The sequence below is a fragment of the Kribbella sp. NPDC023855 genome, from assembly GCF_040639475.1.
GTDB lineage: Bacteria > Actinomycetota > Actinomycetes > Propionibacteriales > Kribbellaceae > Kribbella.
In genome coordinates this window covers 54,358-67,329 of sequence record NZ_JBFAAA010000006.1, presented here as the reverse complement: position 1 = coordinate 67,329, position 12,972 = coordinate 54,358, and the positions used below count along the sequence as shown (strand labels likewise).

Here is a 12,972-nt window from a genome sequence, read left to right as displayed (position 1 = left end):
GAGGCGGTGTCCTTTGGTGGAAGCCTAGGCGGGTCGATGGATCTGGTCAGGCGACCGTCGCCACCGCGATCAGGTACTCCCAATCGCTCACCACCGTGCCGTCGGTACCGCGGTTCGAGGCTGCGGCCAGGGCGATCATGTCGTCCCGGAGCGCCGGCCGGGCCTCTTCGGGAAGCCGTTCCGCCGCCTTGTACGTCGGGCCGTAGTAGGTCAGGAAGAAGTCCGCGAAGTACTCCGGACTCGGGAACCGCTGCGTCACCGTCGCGGTGGCAGTGCTGACCTTGGCGACCCCGTCACCGAGCAGTTCGCGCACGCTGTGCTCCACGCCCCAGCGGGTGGGCGGCAGCGCGCCGGGCGGCGGTGCGGCGTGCCGCCCGACCGTCTTGAGCAACTGGCCGACGAAGCCTGTCGGGGTCCAGCTCGCCAGAGCGATCCGTCCACCTGGTTTGACGACGCGGACCAGCTCGGCCGCGGCCCGCTCGTGATCGGCCGTGAACATCACGCCGATGGCGGAGAGCGCGTAGTCGAACGAGTCGTCCGGGAACGGCAGGTGCTCGGCGTCCGCCACGCGGAAGTCCACCGCGAGCCCTTCGGCCCGCGCACGACGGTCGGCGGTGGCAACGAGCTCCGGTACGTAGTCGATCCCGGTGACGTCGCAGAATCGGCGGGCCGCGGCCAGCGCGACGTGGCCGGTGCCGGTCGCGACGTCCAGCACTTTCGCGCCGGGTCTCAGCTCGGCCGCGGCAGCCAGCATCTCCGCGATCGGCACGGTCAACCAGGCGATCCTGCCGTAGTCGCCACTGCTCCACGTGGCCTGCTGTTTCGCCTTGATCTCCTCGAACGTGGCAATGGTGGTCATGGGTCACAATCCCTTCTTCTGTTGGTTTCCCAGGCCCTCATGGCCTGGAAGTTGGTGGTCTGGGCGTTGATCGGCTGCGAGCGGGTACGGGGCGATGATCGACAGGTACGGGGCGGGATCGCCGTCCCAGTCGTAGGTCCGGATCCGGGTCGCGCTGCGTCGGCCGGTGATGGTGCGGAAGAGTTCATGCCGGTCGGCTGTCAGGGTGGCAGCGGGCTCGCCGTCTCCCAGCACCCAGTGGTCAAGCCCGTCCGACAACCGCAGCGGCGGCAACCCGGTCTCCGCCAAGCGCGCCCGCAGCCAGTCCCGGTACGCCGCGAAGCCGACCCGGGCGACCGGAGCCGATTCGTCGGGCTCTTGACTCAACGCCTCGCGCAGATCGGCCAGATGTACTGCGAGGTCGGCGACCGGCGCGGTCAGGAGCCACTCGGGCCCGTCGGAGACGGCACCGCTGCCGCCTCGCAGCATCGTGACCAGCCGGCGGGTGTGTTCGTCGAACTCCCGCAGCAGCGACTCCAGGTCGCGGTCGGCGCGGCTGGACACCTGATCGGCCGTCCACTGTTCCCGCCTGGTGGCTGTCTCGGAGTCACGCCAGGCATCGAGGGCGTCGGGGAAGTAGGTTCCCCTGACGGTGTCCTCCACGATCCCGACGAGGTGCGCGACGAGGTCTCGCACCGTCCAGTCCGGACAGGCCGGCACAGTGCGGGCAAGCTGATCCGGGCCGAGGTCCTCGACCAGCGCTCGCACCCGGCGCTGCCCGTCCTCGTAGGCCCAGGCCGCGTTCCAGCGGGCCATTCGTTCCGGGGTGAGGACGCGGGCCGGCGGGACGCGCTTGGTGAAGGTGTCCAGGAACTCCTGACCGGCCACTGGATCCGCCGCGAGGCCCGAGAACTGGGCCGCGGCCCGCCCCGATCCGAAGGCGGCCAGCCCGAACGACCACTCGTAGTACCCGGTGGCCCGTCGGTCGCGCCACGGTCCGTATCCGCTCAGGTCGCGGCCGCTGGTCAACGTGGTGGCGAGGTACCAAGCCTGCTCGACCGCATCGCCGATGCCCTGGGCCGTGACCGGATGCTTGAAGTGTCCGGCGTCCCCCAGCAGCGCCCATCCTGGACCGGTCGCCTCGCGATAGTGCCCGCGCATCATGGTCTCGGGCACCACGACCAGAGGCGAGATCCGCTCGGCCTGATCGAGCAGCCGGGCGTTCAGTACGGCCGGGAACTGGCGGAGTCCGGCTCGGTAGCGTTCCTCGCGTTCCGCGGTCGACCCGCGGGTGAGCTCGGGCGGCCCGGCCAGAGACAAGAGATGAATGCCGTCCTCGCACGGCACGGACATCAGCGCCGACCGCTCGTGCACGTCGATGTGGCACCACTCGGAGGCCGGCAGCCCGGTCCAGTACGCCAGCAGGAACGCCATCGCACCGCGCTTCTCATCGGTTGCCGGCAGCCCCAATCGCCGCGCGACAGTGGAGACCCGACCGTCAGCGCCGAACACCCAGTCCGACTCGATCGTCTCGCCCGTGTCGAGCACGACGCCGCGCACCGGGTCGTCGGTCGTGCCCGCACCGATCAGCGCGGTGACCTCACGCCCGCTTCGTACTTCGGCGCCGGCCGCTGCCGCCGTATCGACCAGGGCCGCGTCGAGCACGATCCGCCGGATGCAGGTCGCCCGGTCGTGACCGCCGATCGGGGTGAAGTCTCCGGCCACGTCGTGACCGAGCACTCGCCAGCTGAAGTGGACCATCGGCAGGTGATGGGCGGTCTTGAGGGTTTCCAGGACCCCGAGCTCGTCCAGGCGCTTGAGGGTGTCGGGGAACATGACGTGCGTCGACACGGTGTCGCTGGGGAACCGGTCGCGATCCAGCAGCAACACCCGCCAACCCGCCCGGGCGAGCAGGGTTGCCAGGGTCGATCCCGCACACCGTGCGCCGACCACGACCGCGTCGTACCGCTTGCTCATCGTGCACCCACCTTCAGGTTTTCGGTACTGCGCCGCGCGCTGCCGCGGTCCGCGGCGGTCACGGCGACGGAGATCAGCAGAGGCAGAGCCAGCACGGCACCGACGACCGACCAACCGCCGAGCGCGAGTCCAACGCCACCCAGGACGGCACCGCCCAGGTATCCACCTTGCATCGAAGCGGCCCGGATGCTCATCGCTTGCAGCGCACCGACTCCGGCCAGATCCAGACCCACCGCGCTGCCGGCGATCATGCGGGCACCTGCGAGGAAGGCGATCACGGCGAACATCGTGACGGAGAAGCCGAAGGACGGCCGGACCGCGCCAAGGATCAGGGCAGCCGCTGCCATTCCCGGACCGGTGATGAGCAGCATCGGCCTGGCCGCGTGCTCCACCCAGCGCCGGGCCACAAAGGTGCCGATGACGAACCCCGAGGCGCCGCCGCCCAACGCGATACCGGCTGCCGCTGCGGACGCTCCGTGAGCCTCGGTGAGCAAGCTGCCGCAGTAGACGAGCACCCCCGCCCAGCCGGCGTACGCCATCAGTTCAGTGGTTGCCCACCGGGTCGCCCCCGGCCTTCGGAACAGCTTCCGGACAGACGTGGGAGCCGGCTCCGGCGTACCGGGTTCGCGTCGGAGTACCCGGATGAGGGTGAGGACGCAGGCGGCGAGTGGCACGAGCCAGGCGAGACGCCAACTGTGATCGCCGACGAAGCCGATCACCGGCATACCGACGATCCAGGCACTCGGCTGGCCGACCAGTGCCCACGACAGCAGAGTGGCGCGCTGCCCGTCGGGCGCCCAGCTCGCGGCCGCGGCCAATCCGCCCGCCAGCACCAGGGCGACTCCGCCGCCGAGCACGATCTGCGCGACCGCCAACGCTGTGAAAGACGGTGCAGCCGCACTCGCCACTGCGGCGGTCGCGAGCAGGCCGAGCCCGAGCGCGAGCAGGCCGCGCAGCTCCCACCGGCGCCGGATGATCAGCAGGCCGACGGCGACGATCACCGCGACCACGCCGGACACGGCCCGGAGCTGCCCCGCCGCCGCGGGCGAGACCTCCAGATCGGCCGCTACCCCGGACAGGATCGGGGTGAGAACCAGCAGGCTGGACTGGGCTGCGAACAAGCAGCCGAACAACGTCGCGCTCGCCGAGCCCGAGGCCCGCTGCGTCTTGATCGTGGTGACGTTCCGCATGCCAATCACGATGACCGGGCGATGTTGAAGTTCTGTGGAACCAGCATTGACGGCGGCGCTGGTCACGGCCCGGCCGCCGCGCCGTCCGTGGCTAGGCGAGCGGCCGGCGCCATCGCTGTGGCGCCCCGATCTCGTCGTAGACCTGCCACGACGCCCGGTGCTTGCGAGCGGCCTCGTCAGAGCGGTCCATCGCCGCCAACGACTCCGCCCACGCGTGCAACGCGGCAGCCCGCCGCCACGGAAGCTGGTACGCGGTGAAGATCGCAACGGCGTTCTCGTACGCCGCGTCGCACTCCTCGAGCTGCCCCTGCGCACCGGCCACGGCACCACGCGCCAGCTCGACCACGCCGACCTGTCCGCGCCAATCCTGTCCGTCGGCGATGATCTCGTCGCAGCGCCCCACCTCCAGGACTGCTTCCCCGATCTCACCGCCCACTGCCAGCACGCGGCCCAGCTCAGCCCTGGCCGCAAGCTCGGTGGGCACCTGCGGACCCTCGACGCCGATGGCTACCGCACGTCGCAGCGCGGCAACGGCGCCGGCCCGATCGCCGAGGAGCACGCGGACACCGGCGAGCCAGCGGGCATTCAGGGCGGCATCGTGCAGGTCCCCGGCCTCCTCGTCATGGCGGAGAGCGGCGGCCCAGTCCCGCTCGGCCTTTTCCCACCCCCCGTCGAGAGAGGTCAGGATCCTGCGGCAGACGGCGTCGGCCGGCAGCGGCTCCGCCAACCGGCGAGCGTCGTCCAGGTCGCCAGTGCTCGCCAGCGCCAGCACCAACTGGTCAACAACGGTGTCGTGCGGATGCGCGAAGGTTTCGAACCTGGCCTGGGCGAGGCCTCGCCGGCACCACGACCGCGCGGCGGCCGGGTCCAGCAGGTACTCCGTCTCGCACAGCGCCGCGGCCCCCACCGCGATCCAGCCAAGATACGGATCGGCGAGCTCGTGGGCGGTGGCCCACATCGTTTCGCGGAGCGCCGACGCGGCACGCAGCTCGCCACGGTTGAACTCGAACCAGCCTCGACCCCAGGTCGCCATCACGGCCAGATCGCGGCGACCCAATTCGGTCCCAAGCGCGGAAGCCCGGTTCGAGTAGTCCCCGAGCAACTCGTTCCGGACGCCGTACATCGCCGCCTGCGCCATCCCGCGGTACAGGTGAAAGGCTGCCTTCCGATCCCCGAGCAGTCGTTCCGCGGCGGCGATGTGCTCGATCGCCCGGGGAATGTCCATCACCGAATGGTGGGTGCTGAGGGCTCCGCCGAGTCGGCTGTGCACCGTTGCGACGGCGTTGTCCCCGACCCCGCGATACAGCTCCAACGCAGTCTCGAGGTGTTGGACCGCCTGTCGGTATCCGAGGCTCGACTTCAACCGGAGCATCGCAGTACGGACCGCAGCCTCTGCTCGTCGCGCGGGCGAAGCACCGGCATGGTCGAGGATCTCGACTGCGGCCTCGGCATGGTCGACGGCCTCGTGCCACGCGTAGAGCCGGGCCGCCTCGTCGGCGGCCTGCATGCTGAGCTCCGCGGCCCGCACCGGATCGGCGGCCGGACCCGCGGCCCGCAGGTGCACCGCAGCCGCCGCGATGCCCTTGCTCGCACCAGGAGACTGCCCCGTACCAGAAGATTGCAGGGCCTCCGCCGCGCGCAGGTGCATCCGCTGCCGTCGCGTCATCGGTATGTCGGCGTAGACCGCCTCCCGCATCAGATCGTGGGGGAAGGCGTAACTCACCTTCCACGAGCTGCCGGCCTCGACCAGGAATCCGGCAGCCAGCGCCTGCTCCAGTGCATCGATCAAGGGATCTTCGGCCAGGTCCGCGAGCCGCGAGAGCAGGCCGAACTCGACCTCCCGACCGAGCACCGCGGCGCAGCGCACCACTTGCTGGGTCGGCTCGGACAGCGCGCGAAGACGATGCCGCAGTACATCCCGCACTCCGGACGGCACGGGCAGCGAACCGGGGCGGCCCAGCTCGCCGCGGGTCTCGAGATCGCGAACCACCTCGCCGGCGTAGAACGGATTCCCACCGGTGCTGCGCCAGAGCTCGTGCACGAACGACGCGGATTCACCACCGGTCAGTCCGGCGACCAGGGCACCGAGGTCACCCTCGTCCATGGGGCGGAGCACCAGCCGGTCCGCCAGACCACGGCCCTCCAGCTCACCGAGCAACTCCAGCAGCGCGGGATGCCTGGTCCCTGGCGGATCCCGGAAGCAGACGACGACCAGGATCCGCTCGGGCAGATTGCTCACCAGGTGACGCAGCAACAGCGCGCTGGCACGGTCTATGCGTTCCGACTCCTCCACCACCATGACTACGGGTGCCAGCTCCACCAGTTGCGCCAGCACCCACTCCACGGCCTCGAATCGGGCTGCCTGCTCGACGTCCGACCAGGATGAGTCCGGCTCGTCTAGCAACCAGCCGAGACGACCGCGAATCGCTTCCGGCGCGTCGGCAAGGACTGCCTCCGCCTCCGGACTCGTACGGAACGCCGACGCCACCGGCTGATAGGGAATCGAAGCCTGATCACACCTGCCCACCAGGAACACCGCATCGTCCGCGGCCGCCTGATCTGCGAACTCAGCGACCAGGCGCGTCTTGCCGACCCCGGCTTCACCCGACACCAGTACTACGCGGCGTCCGCCGTCGCGAACCTCGCGCCACAACCCGGACAGCCGGTCCAGTTCGCTGGACCGCCCGACCATCGGCACCCGGCGTACGACGCTGAACAGCGCATCCGGCGGCGCCTTCACGAACGATCGCCGGGTCGCCGCGGCCTCAGCGGCAGGCGACACCGTGGCCGTGGGCAACAGCGCCGGATCTCGCCGCAGGATCGCGGTCTCCAACGCCGACAGCGCGGGACCTGGATCGAGCCCGAGCTCGTCGGCGAGGCGTTGCCTGGCCGACGAGTACACCGCGAGCGCATCGACCTGCCGCCCGGCCCGATACAGCGCGAGCATGAGCTGGCCGCAGAACCGCTCCCGGAACGGGTGATCGGCCACCAGTTGCTCGAGTTCGCCGATGATGTCGTTCCGGCCCAGCGCGAGGTCGGCGCTGATCCGTGCTTCCAGCGCATCCAGCCGCAGCTCCTCGAGCCGGGCCGTCTCCGCCTCGGCGAACAGCGGCCCGCCGAGCTCGTCGAGGACGGGCCCACGCCACAACTCGAGTGCCTCCCGCAACAAGTGCGCGGCCCGCGCGGGGTCGGCGAGTCCAAGGGCCTCCTGCCCCAGCCCGACGAGCCGTTCGAATCGGTAAGCGTCCACCTGCTCCGGATCGAGCATGAGGCTGTATCCCGACCGCCGGGTGACCAGCGATTCGGACGCGCCGATCGCCGCGAGCCGGCGACGGAGATGAGACACGTGGGTGCGCAGAGTGACCTCGGCGCTGGCGGGAGGCTCGTTCTCCCACAACGCCTCGGCGAGCCGGTCGGCCGACACGAACTGGTTCAGGTTGAGCAGCAGCACCGACAGCAGCCAGCGCTGCTTCGGTCCGCTGAGCTCCAGCCGATGGCCGTCGAGCGTGACGTCGAGTCCACCGAGGATCTTGAACCGCGGTCCGGTCACATCCGAACCGTACGTCCTTCAACAGCACTTCCACACGCCCTCAACACGACCCGGCCATGGTGAATGAAAGGCACCACACCATTTGAGGAGAAGAGAAATGACCAAGAAGCTCACAGTCGCACGGGTTGTCGCCGCAGTGACCACGACGGCCGCGGCCGCGCTACTGGCCGCCGCGCCCGCGAACGCCCGCGTTCCGTACGAACCCGACCGCCACCCAGTCGTCCAGGCCCAACCGTCCGCCGAAGCTGCCGGTCGGCAGACGAGCCAGGCCACGGCGGGGGCCTTCAGCGGCGGCGCGCTCGCCGGTATGGCGGCAATCGGCGTCGCGGTCGCGGCGCGACGGAGGTTCAGTCAGCAACTGGTCCAGAACTGACCAGGACTGGCTCAGCCGGGGTCTTTTGAGGGTCTGCTCCGGGTCCGAACAGGGCTGATGCCGGCCGCATGGTGAGCCGTTGTGCCGGAGACTGGTAGTCACCCGTCCACACTCGGAGGAAACAGGACATGATCGGCTTCATCATTGCCGGCCTCATCATCGGTGCGCTCGCTCGGCTGTTCACGCCGGGCAAGCAGAAACTCGGCCTCATCGCCACGCTGCTGCTCGGCCTCGCCGGCTCGGTAATCGGCGGCGTGATCGCCAACCTGCTCGGCACCGGCAGCATCTTCGAACTGAACATCCTCGGCTTCGTCGTCGCCGTGATCGCCTCCGTCCTGCTGGTAGGCACCGCGGAAGGCCTGGCAACCCGCGCCAAGAAGTAACAGCCATACCGTAGGCCCGCATGAACAGTGCGGGCCTACGTGTATGCCTCAGCGGGCCGGCGGTGGACCGAAGGCAGCACGTGCTGCCGCGGAGCTGCCATCAGCACGCGACCACGTGGCGCGCATGCGCCGGAGGCGCCACAAGAACAGTCGCCGCCGAAGGCGGTGTCCTTTGGCCGGAGCCTAGGCGAGGCCCTTCAGGAGTTGGCGGGCCATCACGATGCGCTGGACCTGGTTGGTGCCTTCGTAGATTTGGGTGATTTTGGCGTCGCGCATCATGCGTTCTACTGGGTAGTCGTGGGTGTAGCCGTAGCCGCCGAGGAGTTGTACTGCGTCGGTGGTGACGGCCATGGCTACGTCGGAGGCGAAGCACTTCGCGGCAGCGCCGAAGTACGTGAGGTCGCTGTCGCCTCGCTCGGAGCGGGCTGCGGCGGCGTAGGTGAGTTGGCGGGCGGCTTCGATCTTCATGCCCATGTCGGCGAGCATGAACTGCAGGCCCTGGAACTCCGCGATCGGCTTGCCGAACTGCTTGCGCTCCTTGACGTAGCCGAGCGCATAGTCGAGCGCCCCCTGCGCGATGCCGAGTGCCTGGGCCGCGATCGTCACCCGGGTGTGGTCCAGGGTCGCCATCGCGGTGGCGAAGCCGGTACCCGGGTCGCCGATCATCCGTGACGCCGGGATCCGGACGTTGTCGAAGTACACCTCGCGGGTCGGTGAACCCTTGATGCCGAGCTTCTTCTCCGGGGCGCCGAAGGAGACGCCCTCGTCGGCCTTCTCGACCACGAAGGCGCTGATGCCCTTCGAGCGGGCGTCCGGGTCGGTCACCGCGAAGACGGTGTAGTAGTCACTCACGCCCGCGTTGGTGATCCAGCGCTTCACCCCGTTGAGCACAAACCCGTCACCGTCGGCTACGGCGCGCGTCTTCATCGAGACCGCGTCCGAGCCGGCCTCGGGCTCCGACAGGCAGTACGAGAACATCGCGTCGCCGGCGGCCACCGGCGGCAGGTAGCGATCCTTGACCTCATCCGACGCGGACAGCAGCAACGGCAGCGAGCCGAGCTTGTTCACCGCGGGGATCAGCGAGGTGGACGCGCAGGCGCGGGCCACTTCCTCGATCACGATCACGGTGGCCAGCGCGTCCGCGCCGGCGCCGCCGTACTGCTCGGGGATGTGCGGCGCGTGGAAGTCCGACGCCTTCAGCGCGTCGTACGACGCCTTGGGGAACTCGGCGAGCTCGTCCACGTCGCCCGCGTGCGGGGCCACCTTCGCGTCGCAGACGTCGCGCACGGCCGCGCGGATCGCCTGGTGCTCCTCGGACAGCGCGTACAGGTCGAATGAGTTACTCACGGGTACCAAGGTACGACGAAACCCCCGTCGCCGGGAGTCGCCGGACCCGGAAAGTGACCAACGGCGCACCCACTGCCCAGCAGCCAGACGGCACCCGGACGGCGGCCGGACACGAGGCGGTCACCTGGTGCTCGCCTGGATCGGTAGAGTCCCCCGCATGACTGAAGGCACGCCCACCAGCGCGCGACCGCTGCGGATCGCGGTGATCGGCACCAACTACCTCGGGGCCAACACCGCCGCGGGAATGGCCGAGTTCGGCTTCGACGTGATCGGCGTCGAGATCGACGAGCACCGGCTCAAGCTGCTCAACGACGGCAAGGCCCCGTTGTACGAACCAGGGCTGGACCCGTTGCTGAAGAAGCACACCGACTCCGGCCGGCTGCGGTTCACCAAGGACTACACCGAGATCGCCGACTGGGCCGACGTCCACTTCATCTGCGTCGGTACGCCGCAACTCGAGGGCAGCGACTCCGCCGACCTCGCGCAGATCCACTCGGTCGTCACGATGCTGGCGCCGCTGTTGACCAAGCCGTGCCTGGTGGTCGGCCGGTCCACCGTCCCGGTCGGTACGTCGAAGGTGGTGGAAGCCCGCTTCCACGCCGAAGCCCCGGCTGGTTCCCAGGTCGAGATCGCCTGGCAGCCGGAGTTCCTGCGCGAGGCGCACGGCGTGGACGACACGCTCCACCCCGACCGGTTGGTGTTCGGCGTACAGTCGGCGGCCGCGGAGGCCAAGCTGCGGGAGGTTTTCGCGCAGCCGATCGCCGATGGATCGCCCGTGGTCGTCTGCAACCTGCCGACCGCCGAGCTGGTCAAGGGCGGCGCGAACGCCTTCCTGGCCACGAAGATCTCCTTCATCAACGCGCTGGCCGAGCTCACCGACGCGACCGGCGCGGATGTCACGCTGCTCGCCGACGCGCTCGGCTACGACAAGCGGATCGGTCGCGGCATGCTGAACGCCGGCCCCGGGTACGGCGGTGGCTGCCTGCCGAAGGACTTGCGCTCGTTCATGGCCCGCGCCGGTGAGCTCGGCGTGGAAGAGGTCATCACGCTGCTCCGCGAGGTCGACGACATCAACCAGCACCGGCGCGCGCGGATCGTGGACGTGGTGCACGAACTGCTCGGCGCCGACTGGGTGGGCAAGAACGTGACCGTGCTCGGCGCGGCATTCAAAGCCGGTACGGACGACGTACGGGACTCGCCGGCGCTCGACATCGCCGGCCGTATCCAGTTGCACGGCGCGACCGTCACCGTCTTCGACCCTGAGGCGATGGAGAACGCGCGCCGGGTCCGGCCGACCTTCCGGTACGCCGAATCCGCGGTCGAGGCCTGCGAGGGCGCGCACCTGGTGCTGCACCTGACCGAGTGGCCGGAGTTCCGAACGCTCGACCCGGCCGCATTGCGCGGCGTCGTCGAGGCGCCGGTGGTGGTCGACGCCCGGCTCTCACTGGACGCGGACAAGTGGCGCGCCGCAGGCTGGATCTACCGAGCCCCCGGCAGGCCTTAAACTTTAAGAAACAGTCGCGTTGCGAAGGACGGGGCGGGTGAGGGCGATTAGGCCGATCAGGGCCGATGCCACACCGATGCCCAGGCAGACGCCGGTGATGCCCACCCCGTCCAGGTCGGCGAAGGTGCCGAGGACGGGGTTCATCACGACCAGGGCGAGGCTCTGGCAGAGCACCACGACCGACTGCAGCCGCGACTGGTACTCACGCTCGACCGAGTTCATCAACAACGGCAGCACATGTCCGGTGAAGGTCCCGACGCCGATCCCGCTGACCACGCCGGCCGCGAAGGCGAGCGGCAGCGGATCAAGGGCCGAAAGGCCGAGCAGTCCGACGCCGGCCAGCAGCAGACCGAGCGCGGCAAAAACGCCCGGCCGCGCGAAGGCCCCACGCGCCAGGATCCGGAGCGCGATGATGCCGACGCCGAGGCTCCGGCTGGCGACCAGCAGGCCGGCCGTCGACGCGTCCCAGCCGTGATCCCTGGCCAGCAAGGGAAGCAGCAGGGCGTCGAGCGGCATCAGCAGTCCGGCCGCGATCGTCATCGTGATCAGCAGCGCCCGGGTCAGCGGCCGCCCGAACGCCACTTTGACCCCGTCCAGGATCGACCGGAACATGCCGGTTCGCGGTCCGGTGGCACCCGCCGGGGTGTTGCGCAACGAGATCAGCACGATGATCATCACGGCGAACGTCAGCGCGTCGAACCCCGCCGCCGCGGTCAGCCCTGACCAATTCACCAGTACGCCGCCGACCGCCGTACCGGTGACGGCGAAGACGACTCCGGTGACCTGAAAGCTCGCCAGGGCCCGCGGGACGAGTTCCGGCGACACCAGCAAGCGAGGCATCGATCGTGAGGACGGCAGGAAGAACGCGTCGATGACGCCGACGACCAGCGCCGTGATCAGCAACAGACTGATCGGCTCCCCCACCGCCAGCGTCGCCGGGACCAGCGTGCTGGTCACGACGAACATCGCGATGCAACTACCGAGCAGGACCTTCGGTGCGCCGTACCGGTCGCCTACCGCGCCGCCGATCAGCAGCAGGGCCGCACGCGGGGCCGCCGCCAGCAGCAGGACCAAGCCGGCCACCTGGCCGCCGTGCCGGCTGGCGGACCAGCCGATGGCGAACGTCATGGTCAGATCGCCGAGCAGGGACACGGCAGCACCGAACAGCCAGATCCAATAACGGACCGGGATGCGCTGCGTATCCGGTTCTGCGGGCGGAGTCACGATCGACGACCTTAGACGACGTTGGTTGGAATCTCACGGCTACCCGCCCCAGGTCTGTGGAAAACCGTGTGAGTGTCAGTTTTGACGCAGCTCTGCCGCGCCATCACGCACAGTACTGCCCTTCGCCCGCGCCATGTCGGCCAGGTTCTCCTGGAACTCGATCATCTTCGCGCGCAGCTTCTCGTCGTGCGCGGCGAGGATCCGGACCGCCAGCAGACCCGCGTTGCGCGCGTTGCCGATCGACACCGTGGCGACCGGTACGCCGGCCGGCATCTGCACGATCGACAGCAGCGAATCCATCCCGTCGAGGTACTTGAGCGGCACCGGTACGCCGATCACCGGCAGCGGCGTGACGGAGGCGAGCATGCCGGGCAGGTGCGCGGCGCCGCCGGCCCCGGCGATCAGCACCTTCAGGCCGCGCTCGTGCGCCGCCTTCCCGTAGTCGATCATCTCGGCCGCCATCCGGTGCGCCGACAGCACGTCGGCCTCGAACGGCACGTCGAACTCGACGCACACCTCGGCGGCCGCCTTCATCGTCGGCCAGTCCGAGTCCGACCCCATCAGGATTCCCACGGTCATGCTGTCG

10 protein-coding genes are annotated in these 12,972 nt (G+C 69.5%); 3 read left to right on the top strand and 7 right to left on the bottom strand.

Going from position 1 to position 12,972, the window contains the following annotated elements; translation table 11 throughout:
* Nucleotides 1-46: 46 nt before the first annotated feature.
* The 4 genes from AB0F51_RS21945 to AB0F51_RS21930 all read right to left on the bottom strand — a co-directional run bounded on the left by AB0F51_RS21945 (nucleotide 47) and on the right by AB0F51_RS21930 (nucleotide 7,555).
* Nucleotides 47-859: a class I SAM-dependent methyltransferase gene (locus tag AB0F51_RS21945; RefSeq protein ID WP_360282682.1), complete on the bottom strand. Its 813-nt coding sequence runs from the start codon at nucleotides 857-859 to the stop codon at nucleotides 47-49.
* Nucleotides 860-862: 3 nt separating this feature from the next.
* Nucleotides 863-2,815, bottom strand: coding sequence for an FAD-dependent monooxygenase (locus AB0F51_RS21940; RefSeq protein WP_360282680.1), 1,953 nt, complete (start codon nucleotides 2,813-2,815; stop codon nucleotides 863-865).
* Nucleotides 2,812-4,005: an MFS transporter gene (locus tag AB0F51_RS21935; RefSeq protein ID WP_360282678.1), complete on the bottom strand. Its 1,194-nt coding sequence runs from the start codon at nucleotides 4,003-4,005 to the stop codon at nucleotides 2,812-2,814. Before AB0F51_RS21935 ends, AB0F51_RS21940 begins: the two co-directional genes overlap by 4 nt.
* A gap of 91 nt (nucleotides 4,006-4,096) precedes the next feature.
* Nucleotides 4,097-7,555 (bottom strand): BTAD domain-containing putative transcriptional regulator, encoded by a 3,459-nt coding sequence (locus AB0F51_RS21930; protein WP_360282676.1) that lies wholly within the window; start codon nucleotides 7,553-7,555, stop codon nucleotides 4,097-4,099.
* A 97-nt stretch (nucleotides 7,556-7,652) separates the two neighbouring features.
* On the opposite strand from AB0F51_RS21930, the gene AB0F51_RS21925 reads away from it, so the two are divergent.
* Both AB0F51_RS21925 and AB0F51_RS21920 read left to right on the top strand, forming a co-directional pair.
* Nucleotides 7,653-7,928: a hypothetical protein gene (locus AB0F51_RS21925; protein WP_360282674.1), complete on the top strand. Its 276-nt coding sequence runs from the start codon at nucleotides 7,653-7,655 to the stop codon at nucleotides 7,926-7,928.
* 128 nt (nucleotides 7,929-8,056) lie between these two features.
* On the top strand, nucleotides 8,057-8,311 hold the full coding sequence (locus AB0F51_RS21920; RefSeq protein WP_360282672.1) for a hypothetical protein: 255 nt from the start codon (nucleotides 8,057-8,059) through the stop codon (nucleotides 8,309-8,311).
* 183 nt (nucleotides 8,312-8,494) lie between these two features.
* Here the strand turns inward: AB0F51_RS21920 and AB0F51_RS21915 are convergent, their stop codons facing one another.
* A complete protein-coding gene (locus AB0F51_RS21915; protein ID WP_360282670.1) occupies nucleotides 8,495-9,658 on the bottom strand; it encodes an acyl-CoA dehydrogenase family protein in 1,164 nt (387 codons plus the stop codon).
* 157 nt (nucleotides 9,659-9,815) lie between these two features.
* Here AB0F51_RS21915 and AB0F51_RS21910 point away from each other — a divergent pair, with 157 nt between their 5' ends.
* On the top strand, nucleotides 9,816-11,162 hold the full coding sequence (locus AB0F51_RS21910) for a UDP-glucose/GDP-mannose dehydrogenase family protein (RefSeq protein WP_360282668.1): 1,347 nt from the start codon (nucleotides 9,816-9,818) through the stop codon (nucleotides 11,160-11,162).
* Nucleotides 11,163-11,165: 3 nt separating this feature from the next.
* On the opposite strand, the gene AB0F51_RS21905 is transcribed toward AB0F51_RS21910, so the two are convergent.
* Both AB0F51_RS21905 and purE read right to left on the bottom strand, forming a co-directional pair.
* Nucleotides 11,166-12,386 carry an MFS transporter gene (locus tag AB0F51_RS21905; protein WP_360282666.1) on the bottom strand — a complete coding sequence of 407 codons (1,221 nt, stop codon included), beginning with the start codon at nucleotides 12,384-12,386 and terminating at the stop codon, nucleotides 11,166-11,168.
* A 75-nt stretch (nucleotides 12,387-12,461) separates the two neighbouring features.
* A complete protein-coding gene (gene purE / locus AB0F51_RS21900; RefSeq protein WP_360282664.1) occupies nucleotides 12,462-12,965 on the bottom strand; it encodes a 5-(carboxyamino)imidazole ribonucleotide mutase in 504 nt (167 codons plus the stop codon).
* Between the last annotated feature and the right edge of the window lie 7 nt (nucleotides 12,966-12,972).